We start from the raw sequence: 20847 nt of genomic DNA, 5'->3' as shown, positions 1-20847 counted from the left end.
CCAGTTCGGCCAGATTCGCGATGACGTCCCTCCTGCTGCGCGTTATAGAACAAATGACTGATATCACGACCGCGCAGGAATCAATGGGCATGGGATTGACTGCGACCAAGGCCAGACCGGCGAAACGAGACGTCCCGAAGTCGCGCGGCGGCCGGCCGACGAAAAGCGCCGCCGTCGAGCGCGATCAGCGGCTGATCGAAGTTGCCACCCGTCTTTTCTTGGACCGGGGCTACGATGCGACCTCGCTTGATGCGGTTGCGGAAGCAGCCCGGGTCAGCAAGCCCACCGTCTATTCGCGCTACGGCGACAAGCGCGGGCTGTTTGCGGAGGTGCTGAGGCGCGAGATTGCGCGCTGGCTTGCTCCGCTTGCTGAAGCGGCGGAGGCGCAGATCACGCGTTCCTCGGACATTTCGGTCGAGCAGCGCCTGATCGAGGTCGGGCGCGAGATGCTGACGTTCACCTGCGGACCCGATGCCGTCGCGTTCAGTCGCATGATGACGTCGCAGGCCATCAACTTTCCCGACATTGCCAAACTTGGCAAGGAAGAAGGCTGGTTGAAGGCGGTTTCCACGACCGCGCGGTTCTTTGATCGTTTGGTCGCACAAGGCGCCATGGACGTCGAAGATACCGGAATCGCGGCCGAGGTCTTTCTCGACGTGGTCGTCGGTCACACGCACCGCATGGCGACGTTCGGAACGCCGCTGGAGATGAAGTCCGCCGAAAAACGCATGCGCTTGGCGATCAGGCTGTTCCTGGCCGGTGCGCTTGGGCCATCGAGCCGCGTTCAGTCCATCCCCAAAGGAACCATTCGGCGGCGCCCCTCCCGCTGACAATTCCGTGAGAACGGAGTTTCACCTGCGGTAGCGCATCGGGGCATCCTTGACCGAAACAAAACGATACGGTATGGTTTTGTTATAAGCGGAATGCGGGTCCTGTTTTCACTAGTCCCAGCAGGGCTCGCGCCGCTTCGATCGCCGCAAACGACAGTACAGCCCCCGTTCGCGACGCTCCGCGGCCGACCCGCATGCCTCCAAAGGGTCGGCCGCGCGTTGTATGAGACGATCCGGCCCGTCCGCCGGCAGAGATAGGCTCAAGGATGGAGACTGCAAGCATGCGTGCCCCGAGATGTTGGAGACAGTTGCTTGCAGCCGCCCTGGTGGCGGTCATCCTCCCTGCCCCGGTCTATGCTGTCGCGTCGTCGGCCGGCGAGCCAGCCTCACTCCGCAATGAGGCCGAGCAGAGCGCTGCGTCCGACCAGCAGGCGGTCACCCGCGAGCTTGAGCTCTTCCGTGGCTCGGCGATCTCGCTCAGCCAGGCGATGGCGATTGCCGAAGCCCTGCATGCCGGTGCGACGACTGCCGATGTCAGCTTCGACGGCGGGTCGGATTCACCAGTCTACCGCGTAAAGACCTTTCACGACGACCGCATCTGGCAACATGCCATCGACGCCACGACCGGCAAGATTGTCGGCGGCGAGGCCGCCCTGCCCCTGAAGGAGCTCGATGCCGAGGACCGCAGCAACCTCGTTGCACTCAAAACGATCCGGCACCGCTTGGCAGATGCCATTAGCGTGGCCGAGCAGGCGGCGGCCGGCAAGGCCATCAGCGGCGGCCTGATCCGCGAACGCAGCCGGCTGAATTTCGCAATCGTCGTCATGAGTGGCAGTGACCTGAAGCAGGTGATCCTCGAGCCTCCCGGCGCCGCAAGGCGGCGATGACGGGGCTCGTCTGGCCACCGTTGCGGCCCGGATGAGGCCGAAACCCGTTGACGGCGGCCCCAAGCTGCCGCATAAGTCCGCGCCATGACGACTTCGACCAAAGCGACCGCGAAAACCAAAGCGCCCTCAGGGGGCTCGGGAGCCGTGCGCGCGTAGTCGAACGATCGCATTAACTGAACCGAAGCCCCGCCTGAAAAGGACCGGGGCTTTTTTATTGCCCGCAGCATTGATGCTCAAACAGAGGACAGACCCGTGAGCCACGAACCCGTTGTTGCCATTGCCGGCGTGACCGGCGCGGTCGGCGCCGAATTCATCGCCACCATGGACAGGCGCGCTTTTCCCGTCGGCAAGCTCAAGGCGCTGGCCAGCGCCCGATCGGCGGGCAAGACCATCGACTTCCGCGGCGAGAGGATCGTGATCGAGGAGCTCACCGAAAAGTCGTTCGAGGGCGTCGATATCGCGCTGTTCTCGGCCGGCGCCGGCACCTCGCGAAAGTTCTCGCCCGCAGCCGTCAAGGCCGGTGCGGTCGTGATCGACAATTCCTCGGCCTTCCGCATGGATCCGAACGTGCCGCTGGTGATCCCGGAGATCAACGCGAGCCGTATCCGGGAGCACAAGGGCATCATCGCCGTCCCGAACTGCTCGGCGATCACGGCTCTGGTGCCGCTGTGGCCGATCCACCGGCAGAACCGCATCAAGCGCGTCATCCTGTCGACCTACCAGGCGGCGAGCGGCGGTGGTGCCGCCGTGATGCAAGAGCTGGTGGAATCGACCCGCGCGCATCTCGAGGGCCGCGACTTCCAGCCCAAGGTGATCCCGCATCCCTACGCCTTCAACCTGTTCAGCCACAACACGGCAATCGATCCCGAGACCGGCTACAACGATGAAGAGACCAAGGTCATCAAGGAGACCCGCAAGATCTTCGAGGACGAGCAGATCGCGATCAGCGTGACCTGCGTCCGCGTGCCGGTGCTGCGCGCGCATAGTGAGGCGATCACCTTCGAATGCGAAAGGCCGATCACCGAGGACGAGGTCCGCGCCATCCTGAGGAAGGCGCCGGGCGTCAAGATCGTCGATGACCGGGCGAAGAACTACTTCCCGATGCCGATCGACGCGTCAGGCCAAGACGACGTCCTGGTCGGCCGCATCCGCCGGGATCTCAGCGATGCTTCAGGCCACTCGATCTCGATGTTCGTGTCAGCCGATCAACTCCTGAAGGGCGCGGCCTTGAACGCGATCCAGATCGCGGAATTGCTGCCACAGCGCTCGATGGCGTGAGGTGGCGGTAGGGTTGGGCAAAGGCGCACCTCGCGCCGTGCCCACCGTCGCTCCGCATCGATAGTGAGAATGGTGGGCACGCTTCGCTTTGCCCACCCTACGGCAATTACGCGCCCGTCACGCGCCAGATGACGTTGCCGACATCATCAGCCACCAGCAGCGAGCCGTCGGGGCCGATCGTGACCCCGACCGGCCGTCCGTAGGAGACCTTCTCGTCGGGAGCGAGAAACCCGGTCAAAATATCCCGCGGCGGGCCGGAGGGACGTCCGTTCTCGAACGGTACGAAAACGACGGCGTAGCCGCTCAGCGTGCTGCGATTCCAGGAGCCGTGCTGCCCGATCACCATGCCATCCGGAAAGCCCGGCAGCGTACCTGACGGCATCCAGCACAGGCCGAGCGAGGCGGTATGGCCGCCGAGCGCATAGTCCGGTTGAATCGCCTTGGCGACCATGGCCGGATCCTGCGGCACGCGATCGTCCACCGTCTGCCCCCAGTAGCAATGGGGCCAGCCATAGAATCCGCCATCGCGCACGGAGGTCAGATAGTCCGGCGGCGTCTCATCGCCCAAGCCGTCACGCTCGTTGACGACGGTCCAGAGCACACCTGTGTTGGGCTCCCATGCCAGCCCCACGGCATTCCGTAGCCCGCTGGCGAAGATACGGCTCGTGCCATCGGCCAGATCGAGCTCATAGATCGCAGCACGGCCTTGCTCCACTTCCATGCCGGTCTCGGCGATGTTGCTGAGCGAGCCGACGCCGGCATAGAGTTTTTTGCCGTCCGCGCTCGGCAGCAGGCTCCGCGTCCAGTGCCCGCCCGGCTTGAACGCCACGAGATTGCGACCCTCGGCGGTGATGCGATCCGCGCCCGCGGCGTATGGAAAGGCGACCACGCCGTCGGTGTTGCCGACATAGAAGGTGTCGCCGACCAGCGCCATGCCGAATGGCTGGCTCAATTCCTCCATGAAAATCCCGCGTCCCTCGGCAACGCCGTCACCGTCGCGATCCCGCAATAACGTGATGCGGTCGGCGCTGACGCCGAGCGCCGCGGCCCGCCGCATCGTCGCCTGCATCGCATAGTGGAATACACTCCTGGGCGGTCCCGCGATTTGGGTGGCTTCTGCGATGAGCACGTCGCCATTGGGCAGCACGTTGATCCAGCGCGGGTGGTCGAGGTCTTTCGCAAACGCGTTGACCTTGAGCCCGGGTGCAGCGGTTGGCTTCTGCCCGTCGCTCCAGCCTTGCGCCGTCGGCATCTTGAGCGTCGGGATGGCGCCCTGCGGCTTGGCCTCCGGAATCGCCGGCGCTTCACCCCAGGCCGGCGCAGGCGCGGATCCCTGCAGCCGCCGCCACAACAGCGCAACGGCGCCGATCAGCGCGACGATGCGCGCGAAAATACCGGAGAAGTTCATGTAAGGCCCCTGTTGTTCCCGCGCATCGATGCGCCGAGAGACGGTAGTTATACGATCTTGGCGACATCAGCCGAATCAAAGAAACATGCGTTGGCGCTTTATTGTCAGAGCGCTTCCTCCCTGAACCTTTGCCCGCCCAATTGGCGGGCCTCTTTTTCAAGCGAGGACGCCCGGCTTTGCCTCAGTCGCGCGCACGGAACAGCAAACAGGCATCGCCGTACGAATAGAACCGATATCCGCTGGCGATCGCATGCGCATAGGCCTGCTTCATCGCGTCGAGCCCTGAGAAGGCCGACACCAGCATGAACAGCGTCGAACGCGGCAGGTGGAAATTGGTCATGAGGATATCGACCGCGCGAAAGCGATAGCCCGGCGTGATGAAGATCGAGGTCTCGCCGTCGAACGGCTGAATGGTGCCGTCTTCGGTCGCAGCACTCTCCAATAGCCGCAGCGACGTGGTGCCGACAGCTATGATGCGCCCGCCCTTGGCGCGCGCGGTGTTCAAGGCCTCAGCGGTATCGGCCGATATCGAACCCCACTCGGCATGCATCCGATGCTCGGAGGTCTCCTCCACCTTGACCGGCAGGAAGGTCCCTGCCCCGACATGCAAGGTCAGCCGGTGCAGTTCGACGCCGCGGCCGCGCAGCGCCACCTCCAGTTCAGGCGTGAAATGCAATCCCGCGGTCGGGGCGGCAACGGCGCCTTCATTCACCGCGAACATGGTCTGATAGTCGGCGGCATCGCGATCGTCGGGCGTGCGCTTGGAGGCGATGTAGGGCGGCAGCGGCGGCGTGCCGAGATCGGCGATGGCCTGATCCAGCGCCGGCCCATGAAACGAAAACGACAGCGTGATCTCGCCCTCTTCGCCCTTGGCCTCGACCTCGGCGTCGAGATGGCCGAGCAGGCAGACCTTGCCTTCATTGCCGAAGCGAACGATATCGCCGGGCGCTAGCTTCTTCGCCGGCTTGACCAGCGCCTGCCAGCGCGACCCGTCCAGCCGCTTGATCAGCGTCGCCTCGATCTTCGGCTCGGTCTCGCGGCCGATGCGGCGGCCTTTGAGTTGGGCGGAAATTACCTTGGTGTCGTTGACGACGAGCTGGTCGCCCGGCTTCAGCCACTGCGGCAACTCGGAGACAATGCGGTCGCTCAGCGCGCCGTCCGGCTGCACGACCAGCATGCGCGCAGAATCACGCGGGCTTGCGGGCCGCAGCGCGATGCTCGTGGCGGGGAGTTCGAAGTCGAAGAGATCGGTGCGCATCGGCCTGGTCGTCATTGCCGGACTTGATCCGGCAATCCATCTTCTTCTTAGGATGGATACCCGGGTCAAGCCCGGGTATGACGAATTACATCAAGCCGCGTCCAGCGCCATCCGCGCCTTGACGATCTTGTCGGGGTTCTGCACCGGCTCGCCACGCTTGATCTTGTCGACGTTCTCCATGCCGGACGTCACCTTGCCCCACACTGTGTACTGGCCGTTGAGGAAGGAGGCGTCGTCGAAGCAGATGAAGAACTGGCTGTCGCCGGAATCCGGGCTCGCGGCGCGGGCCATCGAGGTGGTGCCGCGCACATGCGGTTCCTTGTTGAACTCGGCCTTCAGCTTCTGGCCGGAACCGCCGGTGCCGGTGCCGTGCGGACAGCCGGTCTGCGCCATGAAACCCTCGATCACGCGATGGAACACGATGCCGTCGTAAAATCCCTCGCGCACCAGTTCCTTGATGCGGGCGACATGGCCCGGCGCCAGATCGGGGCGCATTTCGATGGTGACGGGGCCCTGGGTGGTTTCAAGAATCAAAGTATTTTCTGTATCAGCCATGCTCTTTTCTCTTCAGGTTTGGGTGGACGTTTGCGGGTTCTGAAAGTGACCGCGAAAGGCCGGCCGGCAACCGCACCGCCCAGTCCTTCGGTAAATGGCAACGGCGCACAGCGTTGCAATGTCTCCATTACGGCAATTCGGTACGCGATCCGGTCGTTATCGCCGGCATTTGCGGATTCATAGGTAATCCTTGGTTGACCGAGAATGGCGCCCTCGCGGTTGAAACTGACGATGACCGTGATGTCCATCGGGCTAGCGCGCGAGACCGGCGGCGGCCGCCAGCAGGAATACAGTTTGGCGTAGACGTCCTTGATGGTGTTGAGCTGCTGCGGCTGGGCCGATGCATGCGCCGCCGGCACAAGCCACACGAGAGCGGCGGCAAACCAGACGGACGGCCCGCGGCGCGCCGAAATCATCGCCTCACTTGACGTCGGATGCGACCTGCACCTTCACCATCTTGTCGGGATCGACGACGGGTTCGCCGCGCTTGATCTTGTCGACCACATCCATGCCCGCCACCACTTCGCCGATCACGGTGTACTTGCCGTTCAGCGACGCGCCTTCGGCGAACATGATGAAGAACTGCGAATTGGCCGAGTTGGGATCGCTCGTTCGTGCCATGCCGACGATGCCGCGCTTGTACGGCACGTTGGAGAATTCGGCCGGCAGGTTTGGATATTTCGAACCGCCGGTGCCGTTGAAATTCTTGCCGTCGCCGGTCTGCGCCATGAATCCTTCGATGACGCGATGGAACGGCACGTTGTTGTAATAGCCCTCGCGCGCCAGCAGCTTGATGCGCTCGGCATGCTGGGGCGCGAGGTCGTTCCGCAGCTTGATCACGATGCGGCCCTTGGTGGTGTCGATCACGATTGCATTCGCCTTGTCGAGATTGGCGGGCAGCGGCTGGGCGATGGCGGGAGCCACAAGAAACAGCGCGGCGAGAACGGCGAGAATTCGGATCATGAAAGCTCCGGTCATGTGAAAACAGGAAAGCGTGTTGTCGCGCACCAGCGCTTTTAGCCTGCGAACTTGGCCTTCAGGCTCGCGGCAATCTGGGGCGGCACGAAGGCGGAGAAGTCGCCGCCCATCCCGGCGATCTGGCGCACCAGCGTGGCGGTGATCGGGCGGACGGCCGGCGACGCCGGGACGAATACCGTGTGCACCTCCGGCGCCATGGCCTCGTTCATGCCGGCAAGCTGCATTTCGTAGTCCATATCGGTTCCGTCGCGCAGCCCGCGAATCATGATGGTAGCGCCGACCTGCCGCGCCGCAGCGACGGTGAGGTTGTCGTAGGTGATGCAGTCGAAGGCGCAGCCTGCCTGTTGCGCGATCGGCTCACACACCGCCCGAACCATGTCGAGCCGCTCCTCGGTCGAAAACAGCGGCTTTTTGCCGGAATGGACGCCGATGGCGACAATCAGGCGGTCGCACAGCGTCACGGCGTGCCGCAGCACGTCCAGGTGGCCGTTGGTGATGGGATCAAATGAACCGGGATAGAGCGCGATACGGGGCATAGACCCCTCTACCCCGACCCGGGCGGCCCGGCAAGCCGGGCCCGGTTCCCTCCTGGTGTGGCTTTTTATTTCCGGTCGGCCAATGAACCAGTCCCGGGGCCCGAGCGTCTCCCTCGCGGGCTGCCAATGTTTCGTCCGCCACTGGCCGACGAAACAAAACTCGGCCCGCACGAAACCATTTTCGGGGTTGGCGAAGACGGCCGGAAACTTCCGCTGGCTACAAGTCCACCCAACGAAACGACGGGCCGCCAAGGCCCATGACAGGGGACCGTCATGATCAAGGCTTTTTCCGCAGTCGCTGCCGCCGCGTTGATTGCTGCCGCGCTCACTGTGCTGCCCGGCTTTGCCCCCCAGGTCGAAGCCAGTGTGCCGCAGGCGCTGGCCAAGGGTGACCGGCTGGATATCCGTGCCGTCGGCAAGGATTGCTCGCAGCAGGCCTGGCCGAATTTCGAGGCTTCCTGCCTCCGCGCCGCCGGCTCCAAGTCGGTGGTCCGGGAAGCCCGCCTGGTGACCGCCGACCGTACCCCGTAACGCACAATCTTCGTTCCGACCAACCTCCAAGGGAACCGCAGTCATGGCGAGCAGGGATACCCCCCTGCTCGCCGTAGGCATTCTAACGCGTTACCGTTCTCGGTATTCTCCCATCCCGGCCGGTCGCGTTATCCGTAGCTCAGGCCACTACGAGCTGCCGTTCGGCATCAAAGATGACCCTTGTTCCGAACTTCTGACATTCCCGATCGACGGTCTGCTGGATCCATTCAATGTCCGGCCACGGTGGAATGGACAGACGAAAGTTCTTGATCTGCAGGGGAACCAGTTTGAGCGCATGGAGGCATCCGCTGGCCGGATCCAGGTCGGCGAAATACATCAGCGCGAGGTCGTCACGGTAGCGCTCGTAACCGGGAATCCCTTCATAGTCGTTCAGAAAATCGCCGCAGCCGTAGAGAATGAGACGATCTCGATAGACTTCGATCGCTCTCGGATGATGCGAAGAATGCCCGTGAACGATCGATACACCTGCCTTGTCGATGAGGGTCCGGGCCAAAATCGCCTGCTGATCCGCAATGCGATATCCCCAATTGGATCCCCAATGGATCGAAACGACGACGAGATCGCCCGGTCTCCTCCGCGCCATGACCTGGTCAGCGACCTCCAACATGCTCGCCTCGGAGAGGTCAGACAGCAAGTTGATGCCTGGAGCGTCTGACGTCGCAGCCCACTCGACCGGGATGCCGCTCGACGTCGATCCGAACGAAAAGATCAGGAGCCGCGCGTTGGCAAGATTAAGCACCGCGGGTGCGCGCGCTTCGCGATCGTTGCGCCCTGCGCCCGTCGCTTTGACGTCGAGTTTCTGCAAAGTCGTCAGCGTCTCAAGCAGGCCGGCGCGGCCCCAGTCGAGCACATGGTTGTTTGCCAGTACACAGCAGTCGATCTTGGCGGCCGCGAGACATTCTGCATTCTCGGGGCTCATGCGGTAGTTGATGTCTTTGCGCGCGCGGTCGTTGCTGCGGGTGACAGCCGTTTCAAGATTGATGATCCGCGCGTCAGGCTGCATGCGCTCCAATTCGTCCAATGCAGCACCCCAAACGTAGGACGACCCGTTACGCCGTGGAATGGGCCCATTTGCCTGCTCGGCGAGCAGCACGTAGCTCTCCGCCGATCGCATGTAAGCTTCGTAGATCTCGGGGCTGCAGGGGTGCGCCAGTACCTGGTCGATACCGCGGCCGCACATGACATCTCCGCATAGAAAGAGCCGCACCGATTTCCTGTGCGCAGCCGGCAATTGTCTTTCGTCGAGCATGAAATGCTGCTCCAGTATCCGCGTCAGGCGTGAGATCCTCTGAATGCCGCCATCACCTCGGCCAGCATCCGCTCCTCCTCTCCCGAATAGCGCGGAGAAAAGTGAAACGGCTCGACGCGGCGCACATTGGCCTCCCGCGCAATTTCTCCGGCAGCCGTGGTCGTAAGGTGGCCCCGGTCCCTCGCCAATCCGGCGTCCGTCCTGGCAAATGCGGCCTCAATGAACAGGATGTCCGCACTCTGAACGAGCGCCACGATGGCGGCACGGTTGGCCGGCGTGTCGGCGACATCGGTAACATAGGCAATTTTCTGACCGGCGGCGACCGTCAGGACATCACGCAGGCTGCCAAGCGGTACAAGACGATCATCCGACGTCGCCGGTCCGTCGATATGGACCAAATGATCGTCCGCGCGACGCTCGACAACGGCCTTCTTGAGGGAGCGCAACCATGGACCAACGGGAAGTCCGCGCTCCGACAATCGGTTCTTCCAGATGTTCACATGCGCTGCTTCCTGCAGGGCAAAGGCAAGGCAGGGCGTGCCGTGTTCAAGGATCGCGGCCGACACGCGATGGGTCGGCTCATCGCAGAGCACGCCAGCACGGTTTTTGTGTGAGACTGATGGCTCCGCGGCAAACGCCTTCTTCAGGCGGAACCGCGTGGTCGACATGGAATTCGGCGTTTCGAATTCGCTCACAACGAAAACCAGATCGCAAGGATAGGCTTCGACCAGATTCCATCGATAGGCCTGAAGCTTGTGAAAGACGCGCTCGGCGAACCCGGGTGGACCGTAGAGTTGCACCGCTTTCTCGCGCCCGACCAGCAAACGGAGCAGATGGTCGAAGCCGACGAAATGATCGATATGTGCATGCGAGACGAAAATTTGGTCGACACGCCGTATCTTCCGCGCTGACAGAGAAGCGATTTCTCCGACATCGAACAGCAGGCTGTGCTTTTCGAACAGCGTCTCCACATAGATCGTCGGGTCGCCATAGCGACCGTTGACGAGGCTCGGCTGGAAGATCGGTCGCATCGCAAGCTACTCTGCCGCAGCGTTTCCACGTATTTCCGGCGTCACTCTGCCTTCACCGGACAAGGCCCCCTTTGTCTACGGGCCTGATTTTAGTCAATGTCCGATGAACTTCCCGGATCCAGTCGGAGTTATTGGATTTTGCACCGGGCAAGGTCGAGCCGGACCGGCTGGGAGATCTCGCCAAGCCCGGGCCGACGTCTCCTGCAGCCCGATGGAGAGCGCCATGAAGCTCGTTTCCAATGCCTTCGCCGATGGAGCGGCTATTCCTCGACGCTTCACCTGCGATGGAGAAAACCTGTCGCCGCCTTTGCAATGGTCCGGCGCGCCAGCCGGAACGCGAAGTTTCGTCCTGCTGTGCGACGATCCCGACGCGCCCGCCGGCACATGGCATCATTGGGCGATTTACGATCTTCCGCCAGTGCTAACGGAGCTCGCGGACGGCGCCGCGCAGAACATGAAAATGAAGCAGGCGGTCAACGATTTTCGGAAAGTGGGCTATGGCGGCCCGTGTCCGCCTCGCGGCCATGGACCTCATCATTATCATTTCCGGTTGATCGCCCTCTCGACGGACCATATTCCGGCAAAAGCCAGCGCGTCCTGCCGTGATATTGAGCGAGAGGCGCGCCAGCACGCGATCGCAGAAGCTATCCTCGTCGGTTGGTATGAGAGATAGGCCGGCAATTGGCGTTCTCCATCACGACGGTGTCGATGCTTCTGATATCGCGATCCGTCGCAGCAGCCAGCGCCACGAGATCGCTCAATGAGCCGAGCGTCTGCTGAAAACTCCCCTGAGGCCGTTCGCGCGTCTCGACAAATTTGTACGTATCAATCATATGGCCATACATACCAACAGGGAGTGAAATGACCGGTGGCCAGCACGATCTTCGACAGCGTCCTCTATCGCGACGTGTTCTCGACGCCGGCCATGCGGGCGGTGTTTTCCGACGAAGCCCAGCTCAGGGCCTATGTGCAGGCCGAAGTGGCGCTTGCCGTGGCCCAGGGCGAGACGGGCGTGATTCCGCCAGAGGCGGCACAGGCGATCGCCCGCCTCGCCCCGGCGATTGCGCTCGATAGCGAGCAGTTGAAATGCGACACCGAGAATGTCGGCTATCCCATCGTTGGCCTGGTGCGCCAGCTCTCGCAGCAGCTCGGCGAAGCCGGCCGCTACGTGCATTGGGGCGCGACCACCCAGGACATCATGGATACCGCGACGGTGCTGCAACTGCGCGAAGCGGTTACGCTGATCGAAGCCCAGCTCGTCGAGGCCATGGCCGCACTTGCCGATCTCGCCCGTCTCCATCGCGATACGCCGATGGCAGGGCGAACCCATCTTCAGCAGGCCCTGCCGATCACATTCGGGCACAAGGCTGGGATCTGGCTCTCGGCGCTGCAGCGCTCGGCCGACCGGCTCGAACAAGCCAAGCCTCGCGCATTGCAGGCGCAACTGGGCGGTGCGGCGGGAACGCTGGCGTCGCTCGGCGAACGCGGACTGGATGTGCGCGCCGCCTATGCGCGCGCCCTCGGTCTCACTGAGCCTGACATCACCTGGCACGTCGCGCGCGACGGGCTGGTCGAACTGGTCCAGACGCTTGCCGTAATCTGCGGCGCGCTCGGCAAGATCGGCTATGACGTCATGATCCTGATGGCGACCGAGATCGGCGAGGTGTTCGAACCGTTCGCCTCGCATCGCGGCGCTTCCTCGACCATGCCGCAGAAGCGCAACCCGATCTCGTCGGAAATTCTGCTGGCGAACGCAAAAATGTCCCGCGATGCCGCCTCGCTGATGCTCGACGCCATGGTGCAGGATCTCGAGCGCGCCACTGGGCCCTGGCACTGCGAATGGCTGGCGTTGCCGCAGGTCTGTCTTCTGACGGCCGGGTCGCTGGTGCAGGCGCAATTCATGCTCTCTGGCTTGATCGTCGATCCGGCGGCGATGAAGCGAAACCTCGATTCCACGCGCGGGCTGATCGTGGCCGAAGCGGTCATGATGGGGCTCGCGCCCGCGCTTGGCCGTCAGCTTGCGCATGACGAGGTCTATGCCGCCTGCCGCGACGCGTTCGACCGTGGCGACGCGCTGCTCGATGCGTTGCTGCGGCGGCCGGCGATCGCATCCGCCCTGCCCCGCGATCGGCTCGCCGCCTTGTGCGAGCCATCGAACTATCTCGGAACCGCCGGCGCGATGGTCGACCGCGTGCTCGCCCGTCAAATCAAACGATAAGCAACAACGATAAATATGGCGCCCCGACCAACACCCCGAGCGGCATCCGCGACGATGTCCAGTCAAAAATCAATCGCTGGGTGCCGCTGATCCAGAAGGCCGGCCGCAAATGGCGGGATGGATTCCGGGTTCATCGCGTTCGCGATGCCAGGGAATGACAGCGAGGCTGGTCTACGCTCTGTTTCCATTCTCGCCGTCCCCCCGTCGTCGCCGACATGCTCGACGGACGCCCTTCCCCTTTGCGGGCTTAAGCCGATACGATGGCTTATCCGGAAGGCTTGGGGCAGGCAATGAAAGCAGGCGGCGGACCAACCAGATCGAGAAGCCACGCGACGACCACGGCAAAGCGCCGCCCTGGGTCAAAAGCAGCGCGCGCCTCCAACCCTGCAAAAACGAAAACCGAAAGTCCCGCCACAACGGAAGTCGAACAACTCGTCCTCGAACTTCAGGAAGCCAGGGAGCGGCAAGCCGCGACAGCGGAGATATTGACGCTCATCTCGGACTCGCCGACCGGCATCCAGCCGGTGTTCGACAGGATCGTCAGGAACGCGGCGCGGCTCTGCCAGAGTGTGCTGAGCGCCGTCTATCGCCGGGAGGGCGAGGATGTCCATCTGGTCGCGTACGATCAGTTCTCCCCGGAATCGGTGGCCGCGGTGCGCAAGGCCTACCCTGCCCCGCTGACCAGCAAAAATCTGATCTCGGTCGCCATCCGCGAGCGCCGCGTCGTGCACGAGCCGGACGTGCTCGTCTCCGGCGGATACAGTGAACTGCAGAGAACATCGGGCTATCGCAGTATCCTCGTCGTGCCGATGTTACGTGACGACGTCGCGATCGGCGCCATTGCGGTCATGCGGCTGGAGCCGCAATTGTTTCCCAGGGCGCAGGTCGAGCTCCTGAAAACCTTCGCTGGTCAGGCGGTCATCGCCATCGAGAACACGCGGCTGTTCACCGAGGTCCAGGAACGCACAAGGCAATTGTCGCAATCGCTCGATGATCTCCGCGCCGCGCAGGACAGTCTCGTGCAGACCGAGAAGCTGGCCGCGCTGGGAAGGCTGGTGGCCGGTGTCGCGCACGAGCTCAACACCCCCGTCGGCACCAGTCTGACCGTCGCCTCGGCATTCATCAACAAGGCCGATCGATTTGAAGCCGATGTTGCCAGCGGCGGCGTGCGTCGGTCGACCCTGACTGAATTCATTGCGACAAGCCGGGAGGCGGCATCGCAAATCATGATCAACCTCAATCACGCGATCGACTTGATACAGTCGTTCAAGCAGGTTGCGGCGGATCGCAACGTGTCGGACCGGAGAGGCTTTGATCTCGGCCAGGTGACCGAGCAGGTCGTTAAAGGACTGCGTTTCGGGCTGCGTAGAAACCTTGTGATCAGCATCGAATGCGAGCCCGATCTCGCGATGAACAGCTATCCCGGACCTTACGGCCAGGTGCTCACCAACCTGGTTCACAATGCCGCGGTGCACGCCTTTCCGGACGGCGCACGCGGATCCGTCCACATCGCGGCCCAGGCGTCGGGCAAGCATAACGTTGAAGTGCTGTTTTCGGACGACGGCCGCGGCATGAGCCCGGAGATCAAGCGCCACGTGTTCGACCCGTTTTTCACAACCCGGCGCGATCAGGGCAGCACCGGCCTCGGATTGCACATCGTCCACAACATCGTGACCAATCGCTTAGGCGGCCGGATCAATCTGGAAACCAAGCCCGGCGCGGGAACGAAGATCCGGATCATCGTGCCGCGCGAAGCGCCGTTCGCTGCGGAATAATGCGTATCGACGACCTGCCCGCACCGCCGGTCGGTTGCGAATTCGCGTCGTCTTGGGCTGTGTCCTCCTGTGTTTTGGACGGCCGGTCTCACGGTCCGCGGCACCGTCAATCATCGGTCCCGCCACGCCACATCGATGCGGGCCGCAACATGACTTACTGAGTTTCAACGACCCCAGCGGGTTCGAGGCGAGGAAGAAGTCACCTTCGACGCCTTTCGCGCGTCTGCAGGACCGGGCTGGTCTCAATCTCGTTTCCGGACCAGAATGAATCCATCCCCTTGCCGGATTTGAGCCGCATTGTGACCCAGGTCGCGACCAAAGGTCGTTTCCGCGGGGGCGCAACTCCGGGGTTCTCATGTCCGGTCATCTGCGATTTTGCATCGCCGCCTTTGTCCTTCTCGCAGGTCTCCCGACTTCGCCTGCGTCTTCGAATCCTCTTGCAGACTTGTTCAATGTCTCTCCTCCCCAGCCGGCTCCTGAGCCCGCTTCCGCGGAAAAGGAAAGGGAGTGCTTGCCGCGACCCGGTACGTCAACGGCGGAGGGGCAGCGCTGGGTCTATCGTTCTGAGGGACGCCGCAAATGCTGGTTCCAGGCTGCCGAGGGGACTGCGACGGTGAAGCAGGTTCGTCATCGCGCCGCGAAGCCTCGGATCGCGGCTGTCGAGGAGAATGAGGCCGCGCGGCGCAAGGCGGTCATGAATGCGCGTGCGGAGCTGTTGCGCTCCGCACCAGCGGAAACGTCTCAGCCGACGCAGCCCGCGTCCGAGCTTAAGGTGGTCGATGCCGCTTCCCTCCCAACTACGGGGGCCGCAGCCTTCGTGCCGCCGGCACCGGTCGCCAACCGCGCGACCGATCAGCTCACGCTTGACCAACCCACGTCGCGCCAGATCGACGTGGAGACGCTTCCGGCAGCCGCGCCAGCCGCCAGCGACGCTGCCGCGCCGGTCGCCTTTCCGAACGCCGAGGCGGCCGATGACGGCCGCGGCTGGATGGCAACCTGGCTTGGCGTGCTGCTGATGGCGCTGGGCCTCGTCTCCGTCTTAGGCTCGAGCCGGACCCTCCGGGAGGCCATGCTGTTTGCGCGATTTGATGCGAGAACGAATCGGCGCGCAATGGAGTCAGGAGCGCCAGTTCGAAGGCGGGCGAGTGACTTCCTGTCTACGCCAACAAGCACGCCATTTCAGAGAGAAGCTGGACTGAACATTCGGGGCAGAAGGAGATCTTTCAACCCGCGGTCTTTTGACGGGCAACCAGCAAACGGCTCGGTACTGCCCCAGTAAAAGTCTCGGGGGGCCGTCGCTGTTTGCCACAACACCGGAGCGCCCCTGCCACGAGCGTAAATGCCGGCATTGCCCATGATTGTACATGGCAGAGCCGGTATGATGTGCAGATTTGTGGCAATCGCGGCGGAACTCGGCGCGTTGGCAAAGTCGGTTCAATTCTGTGACTGGGCTATGGGGCCGGCGCTCTCGCGAGGGTTGGAGGCGACTTGTGGTAGGGCAAGGGTGAAAGCATCGACCAGCCGACGTCGCCAAGGCTGCGTCAGCATCGACAGCTTGCCTTCGAGCAGAGCTGCCTTTTCCCGGGCTCCCACGCTTTCTGTGCTGACTTTGAGCAATTCGGCCAAGAGCTTGTTGGTGCGTTCGCATTCTCTCTCAAAGTCGGCCCGATGGCCGCTGGCAATCCCCCTCATCTCTGCCAGCTCAGTCTGCAAGGTCTCAATTTGTTGCTTTAAGGCGGTGACCACCTGGTGACCGGCCTGCGCTTGCGGCTGACGGGGAGTCGGGGAATGGCTGAATTCGCTGAGATCGACCTGGACAAGCGTCTTGCCGTCATTGGAGCGAGAGCGTGGCCATCGGTGTCGCTTCACCAGGGCACGGGCGGCCTCTGGGGAAATTTTGAGCCTTTCACCCAGTTCGCTATACGTCAGCATCTCGACGGGCATGATATCCGCTCCCGTTTGGCCGGATGGTCACCACCCGGACACAGCAAATCGTATCAATCTATGGTTAAGGGCAGGTTTACCGTGCGCGGGAGCGCGTAGATGGGGTAACGGGCCCCGGATGGAGCGAAGCGCAATCCAGGGACAGTCTCGCCAGCGGATGGGTTGATCCCGGGTTGAGCTGCGCTCCACCCGGGCTACAGGGCCACCGGCGGCGCTTACGCCCCGTTGCCGTTCTCGCCGTTCTCTCCGTCGTCGCCGATATGCTCGACCGACACTACATGCTCGTCGTCGGCGGTATCGAACACGATGACGCCCTGGGTCGAGCGGCCGGCGATGCGGATGTCCTCGACCGGGCAGCGGATGAGCTGGCCCTTGTCGGTTACCAGCATGATCTGATCGCTGTGCTCCACGGGGAATGACGCCACCAGCTTGCCGTTGCGGTTGTTGACGCTCATCGCGACGATGCCTTTGCCGCCGCGGCCGGTGGTGCGGTACTCGTAGGACGAGGTGCGCTTGCCGTAGCCGTTGACGGAAACCGTCAGCACCACCTGCTCCTGCGCCGACATTTCCGCGTAGCGCTCCTGCGAGAGCTGGAGCGAACCCGAAGTTTCTTCGGCCTCGGCATCCGCAGGCTCCTCAGCCGCGGTTTCGCCGGCGACCGCACGGCGCATCTTGAAGTAGGCCGACCGCTCGTCGGAGCTGGTCTCGACATGGCGCAGGATCGCCAGCGAGATCAGCGTGTCATTCGCAGAAAGCGCGATGCCGCGCACGCCCATCGAGGTGCGGCCGGTGAAGACGCGCACATCGGTGACGGGGAAGCGGATGCACTGGCCGCCCGCCGCCGTCAGCAGCACGTCGTCGCGCTCGGTGCAGATCTGCACGTCGACGATCGCCTCGCCCTCCCCGAGCTTCATGGCGATGATGCCGGAGCGGCGGACATCGACGAAGTCCGACAGCTTGTTGCGGCGGACGGTGCCGCCGGTGGTGGCGAACATCACGTCGAGATTGGCCCAGGAAGATTCGTCCTCCGGCAGCGGCATGATGGTGGTGATGCGTTCGCCCTGCTCCAGCGGCAGGATGTTGATCATCGCCTTGCCGCGCGCGTTGGGAGCTGCCACCGGCAGCCGCCAGACCTTCTCCTTGTAGACCTGGCCCTTCGAGGAGAAAAACAGCACCGGCGTGTGCGTCGAGGCCACGAACAGGCGGCTGACAAAATCCTCATCGCGGGTCTGCATGCCCGCGCGGCCCTTGCCGCCGCGGCGCTGGGCGCGATAGGTCGAGAGCGGCACGCGCTTGACATAGCCGGCATGCGAGACCGTCACGACCATGTCCTCGCGCTGGATCAGGTCCTCGTCCTCGACCTCGCCTTCCTGCTCGATGATGACGGTTTTCCGCGGAGTGGCGAATTCGGACCGGACTGCCGCCAGTTCATCCTTGATGATCGCCTGCACGCGCGCACGCGAACGCAGGATCTCGAGATAGTCGGCGATTTCCACCGCGAGCTTGTCGAGCTCTTCGGAGATCTCCTCGCGGCCGAGCGCGGTCAGGCGCTGCAGCCGCAGGTCGAGAATGGCCCTGGCCTGCTCCAGCGACAGCCTTGCAGTGCCGTCGGGCGCCATCCGGTGCCGCGGGTCGTCGATCAGCGTGATCATCGCCTCGACGTCCTTGGCCGGCCAGTCGCGCGACATCAACGTGTCGCGCGCGGTGTTCGGATCGGGCGAGGTTCTGATGACGCGAATGATTTCGTCGATATTGGCGACGGCGATCGCGAGACCGACCAGGATATGGGCGCGGTCGCGCGCCTTATTCAGCAGGAACTTGGTGCGGCGGGTGACCACCTGCTCGCGGAACGCGACGAACAGCGTCAGCAGGTCCTTCAGGTTCATCAACTGCGGACGGCCGCCATCGAGCGCCACCATGTTGGCGCCGAAATTGGTCTGCAGCGGCGTGAAGCGATAGAGCTGGTTCAGCACCACATCGGGCACCGCATCGCGCTTCAGTTCGACGACCACGCGAAAACCGTCGCGGTCGGATTCGTCGCGCAGGTCGGAAATGCCCTCGATCTTCTTCTCGCGCACCAGTTCGGCGATGCGCTCGACCATAGTCGCCTTGTTCACCTGGTAGGGAATTTCGGTGATGATGATCGCTTCGCGATCTTTCCGGATGGTGTCGATCGTCACCTTGCCGCGCATCACGATCGAGCCGCGGCCGAGGTGATAGGCCGAGCGGATTCCCTGGCGGCCGAGGATGATGCCGCCGGTCGGGAAATCCGGGCCCGGCACGATGTTGATGAGGTCGTCGATCGCAAGCGCCGGATTGTCGATCAGCGCCACGCAGGCGTCGATGACTTCGCCCAGATTGTGCGGCGGGATGTTGGTGGCCATGCCGACCGCGATGCCGCCGGCGCCGTTGACCAAGAGGTTCGGGAATTTCGCCGGCAGGACCGACGGCTCCTTCTCGGAGCTGTCGTAGTTCGGCTGGTAGTCGACAGTGTCCTTGTCGATGTCATCGAGCAGGCTCTGGGCGATCTTGGTCAGGCGGGATTCGGTGTAGCGCATGGCCGCCGCCATATCGCCGTCCACCGAGCCGAAATTGCCCTGCCCGTCGATCAGCGGCACGCGCATGGAGAAATCCTGCGCCATGCGCACCAGCGCGTCATAGACCGACTGGTCGCCGTGGGGATGGTATTTACCGATGACGTCGCCGACCGTGCGCGCCGATTTGCGGTACGGCTTGTTCCACTCAAAACCGTTCTCGTACATCGCGTAGAGAATGCGGCGATGCACGGGCTTCAACCCGTCGCGCGCGTCCGGCAGCGCCCGCGCCACGATCACGCTCATGGCGTAATCGAGGTAGGAGCGCTTCATCTCGTCGAGGATGGAAACGGGACGAATGTCGGAAGGCTCCGGCGGCTCGCCGGGCTTGTTATCTTCAGAGTCAGACAAAGGGGAATCCGGTCAGTTCTCAGCTGAGAATCATATAGCGCATCGGGGGTCCAATAACCACCCTGAAGCTGTCAGGAGAAGCCGTTTTTCCGCTCGTTTTTTCATGGACTTACCGGGATCGCCGGGGCATCCCGGCGGGCCCGTGGGAGGCGGCATTTTGGGCCCCTGCAAAACGGCGCTGGAACCGTGTTTGCTGCGGCGATCTAATGGCCGAAAACCACCGCGTGCATGATCCGTCCCGGCAGGAACGTGAACAGGCCGGCGACGACCAGCGCGCCAAGGAAGATCGTGGTATCGCCTTCTTGTGACCGCTGACATTGTGCCCGCGGGCGTGCAGGACCGCGACCACCAGCACGATCGGACTGCGCGGCCCGACCAGGCGGATCCCGTGGATCCAGCCGGACGAACACCTGCCCTCAGAACGGGATGTCGTCGTCCATGTCGCTGTTGCGGGCGCCGGCCGCCACGGGCCGCCGCGGCGCGGAGCTGGCCGGACCGCTGGAGCCGAAATCACCGGAATCGTCGGAGCCGAAGTTGCCGCCACCGGCGCCGCTACGGCCGTCGAGCATGGTCAGGGTCGAATTGAACCCCTGCAGCACGACCTCGGTCGAGTATTTCTCGACGCCGCTCTGGTCGGTCCATTTGCGCGTCTGCAGCGCGCCCTCGATGTAAACCTTGGCGCCCTTCTTCAGATACTGCTCGACAATCTTGCAAAGCGGTTCGGAAAAGATCACGACGCGGTGCCACTCGGTCTTTTCCTTGCGCTCGCCGGTGCCCTTGTCGCGCCAGGTCTCCGACGTCGCGACGCTCAGATTGGCGATCGGCCGCCCGTCCTGTGTCCGCCGGATTTCAGGATCCTTGCCGAGATTGCCGACCAGAATCACCTTGTTCACGCTTCCCGCCATCGCCGCTCTCCACTCGATATCGCCGGCAAAAATTATTGGTCAGCCCGCCGTGTGCCGACCTCCCTCAATTCTTGACCTGTCGCTTTGTCCGCTTTCCGCGTCCGCTTCCGGACATCCGAAACGACCCTATACGCTCGCAACGCCCGCCGACTTAGCGATCCCTCGGCAAGTCGGCGGTTATCCACATATAGCATCACCCCAGCCAATGTTCCAGATTTGTTCCCGCTACCACCTGACATTTGGCTCGGTTCACACGATGCAACCTAAGCGCGATTACCGGGAACTCGCGGGAACCGAAAAGTCCCGAAACGGAACCTGAAAGTTCCGCACGGTATCGTGAATATGACAGGTAAATCATTAGCTTGGCTAATTAAACTTCGTCAGCGCGTGTTGCATTCGGGCGACACCATTTCCGGGCGAGTCGCGATATACAAATAGCCACAACGGCGCGGGCGCTCGCGTCATCACGGCAACGCTTCGGGACCAGTGGAAGCGGGC

18 protein-coding genes and 2 pseudogenes are annotated in these 20847 nt (G+C 63.1%); 9 read left to right on the top strand and 11 right to left on the bottom strand.

The window, feature by feature from the left end:
* The first annotated feature begins 89 nt into the window (after nucleotides 1–89).
* From V1288_RS27160 to V1288_RS27150, 3 genes are all read left to right on the top strand, one after another.
* Nucleotides 90–830 carry a TetR/AcrR family transcriptional regulator gene (locus V1288_RS27160; protein WP_334361414.1) on the top strand — a complete coding sequence of 247 codons (741 nt, stop codon included), beginning with the start codon at nucleotides 90–92 and terminating at the stop codon, nucleotides 828–830.
* 308 nt (nucleotides 831–1138) lie between these two features.
* Complete coding sequence (locus V1288_RS27155) at nucleotides 1139–1717, top strand: PepSY domain-containing protein (protein WP_334359949.1); 579 nt, start codon at nucleotides 1139–1141, stop codon at nucleotides 1715–1717.
* Nucleotides 1718–1969: 252 nt separating this feature from the next.
* Complete coding sequence (locus V1288_RS27150; protein WP_334359948.1) at nucleotides 1970–2995, top strand: aspartate-semialdehyde dehydrogenase; 1026 nt, start codon at nucleotides 1970–1972, stop codon at nucleotides 2993–2995.
* Nucleotides 2996–3101: 106 nt separating this feature from the next.
* Here the strand turns inward: V1288_RS27150 and V1288_RS27145 are convergent, their stop codons facing one another.
* The 6 genes from V1288_RS27145 to coaD form a co-directional block, all read right to left on the bottom strand.
* Nucleotides 3102–4403, bottom strand: a complete 1302-nt coding sequence (locus tag V1288_RS27145) for a PQQ-dependent sugar dehydrogenase (protein WP_334359947.1) — start codon at nucleotides 4401–4403, stop codon at nucleotides 3102–3104.
* A 181-nt stretch (nucleotides 4404–4584) separates the two neighbouring features.
* Nucleotides 4585–5661, bottom strand: coding sequence for a tRNA preQ1(34) S-adenosylmethionine ribosyltransferase-isomerase QueA (queA, locus tag V1288_RS27140; protein ID WP_334361413.1), 1077 nt, complete (start codon nucleotides 5659–5661; stop codon nucleotides 4585–4587).
* 90 nt (nucleotides 5662–5751) lie between these two features.
* Nucleotides 5752–6216: a peptidylprolyl isomerase gene (locus V1288_RS27135; protein ID WP_334359946.1), complete on the bottom strand. Its 465-nt coding sequence runs from the start codon at nucleotides 6214–6216 to the stop codon at nucleotides 5752–5754.
* Complete coding sequence (locus tag V1288_RS27130; RefSeq protein WP_334359945.1) at nucleotides 6192–6632, bottom strand: hypothetical protein; 441 nt, start codon at nucleotides 6630–6632, stop codon at nucleotides 6192–6194. The genes V1288_RS27135 and V1288_RS27130 overlap by 25 nt, the downstream gene beginning before the upstream one ends.
* A gap of 4 nt (nucleotides 6633–6636) precedes the next feature.
* Complete coding sequence (locus tag V1288_RS27125) at nucleotides 6637–7179, bottom strand: peptidylprolyl isomerase (RefSeq protein WP_334359944.1); 543 nt, start codon at nucleotides 7177–7179, stop codon at nucleotides 6637–6639.
* 53 nt (nucleotides 7180–7232) lie between these two features.
* The gene (coaD, locus tag V1288_RS27120; RefSeq protein WP_334359943.1) at nucleotides 7233–7730 is read right to left on the bottom strand and encodes a pantetheine-phosphate adenylyltransferase; all 498 of its coding nucleotides are present in this window, start codon (nucleotides 7728–7730) and stop codon (nucleotides 7233–7235) included.
* A 273-nt stretch (nucleotides 7731–8003) separates the two neighbouring features.
* Here coaD and V1288_RS27115 point away from each other — a divergent pair, with 273 nt between their 5' ends.
* Entirely contained in the window at nucleotides 8004–8261 is a 258-nt protein-coding gene (locus V1288_RS27115) for a hypothetical protein (RefSeq protein ID WP_334359942.1), read from the top strand.
* Nucleotides 8262–8400: 139 nt separating this feature from the next.
* Here the strand turns inward: V1288_RS27115 and V1288_RS27110 are convergent, their stop codons facing one another.
* Together V1288_RS27110 and V1288_RS27105 are read right to left on the bottom strand one after the other, a co-directional pair.
* Nucleotides 8401–9531 (bottom strand): CapA family protein, encoded by a 1131-nt coding sequence (locus V1288_RS27110; RefSeq protein ID WP_334359941.1) that lies wholly within the window; start codon nucleotides 9529–9531, stop codon nucleotides 8401–8403.
* Nucleotides 9532–9554: 23 nt separating this feature from the next.
* Nucleotides 9555–10562 carry a ribonuclease Z gene (locus tag V1288_RS27105; protein WP_334359940.1) on the bottom strand — a complete coding sequence of 336 codons (1008 nt, stop codon included), beginning with the start codon at nucleotides 10560–10562 and terminating at the stop codon, nucleotides 9555–9557.
* Nucleotides 10563–10785: 223 nt separating this feature from the next.
* Between V1288_RS27105 and V1288_RS27100 the strand changes: the two genes are divergently transcribed.
* The 5 genes and pseudogenes from V1288_RS27100 (at nucleotide 10786) to V1288_RS27080 (ending at nucleotide 15834) form a co-directional block, all read left to right on the top strand.
* Complete coding sequence (locus V1288_RS27100; RefSeq protein WP_334359939.1) at nucleotides 10786–11235, top strand: YbhB/YbcL family Raf kinase inhibitor-like protein; 450 nt, start codon at nucleotides 10786–10788, stop codon at nucleotides 11233–11235.
* A gap of 195 nt (nucleotides 11236–11430) precedes the next feature.
* Nucleotides 11431–12780 carry a 3-carboxy-cis,cis-muconate cycloisomerase gene (gene pcaB, locus V1288_RS27095; protein WP_334359938.1) on the top strand — a complete coding sequence of 450 codons (1350 nt, stop codon included), beginning with the start codon at nucleotides 11431–11433 and terminating at the stop codon, nucleotides 12778–12780.
* A 260-nt stretch (nucleotides 12781–13040) separates the two neighbouring features.
* A pseudogene (locus tag V1288_RS27090) lies at nucleotides 13041–13655 on the top strand (GAF domain-containing protein); the annotation flags it as partial.
* 54 nt (nucleotides 13656–13709) lie between these two features.
* A pseudogene (locus V1288_RS27085) lies at nucleotides 13710–14555 on the top strand (sensor histidine kinase); the annotation flags it as partial.
* Nucleotides 14556–15168: 613 nt separating this feature from the next.
* Nucleotides 15169–15834, top strand: a complete 666-nt coding sequence (locus tag V1288_RS27080; RefSeq protein ID WP_334359937.1) for a hypothetical protein — start codon at nucleotides 15169–15171, stop codon at nucleotides 15832–15834.
* A 155-nt stretch (nucleotides 15835–15989) separates the two neighbouring features.
* Here V1288_RS27080 and V1288_RS27075 read toward each other — a convergent pair whose 3' ends face one another.
* From V1288_RS27075 to V1288_RS27065, 3 genes are all read right to left on the bottom strand, one after another.
* The gene (locus tag V1288_RS27075; RefSeq protein WP_334359936.1) at nucleotides 15990–16499 is read right to left on the bottom strand and encodes a hypothetical protein; all 510 of its coding nucleotides are present in this window, start codon (nucleotides 16497–16499) and stop codon (nucleotides 15990–15992) included.
* 215 nt (nucleotides 16500–16714) lie between these two features.
* The gene (gene gyrA / locus V1288_RS27070; protein ID WP_334359935.1) at nucleotides 16715–19444 is read right to left on the bottom strand and encodes a DNA gyrase subunit A; all 2730 of its coding nucleotides are present in this window, start codon (nucleotides 19442–19444) and stop codon (nucleotides 16715–16717) included.
* Between the two features lie 416 nt (nucleotides 19445–19860).
* Nucleotides 19861–20349 (bottom strand): single-stranded DNA-binding protein, encoded by a 489-nt coding sequence (locus V1288_RS27065; protein WP_334359934.1) that lies wholly within the window; start codon nucleotides 20347–20349, stop codon nucleotides 19861–19863.
* Nucleotides 20350–20847 lie beyond the last annotated feature (498 nt).

Source organism: Bradyrhizobium sp. AZCC 2176 (assembly GCF_036924645.1).
Classification (GTDB): Bacteria; Pseudomonadota; Alphaproteobacteria; order Rhizobiales; family Xanthobacteraceae; genus Bradyrhizobium.
Note: the sequence above shows the minus strand (reverse complement) of the source record. Positions and strands in the feature narration are given on the sequence as shown.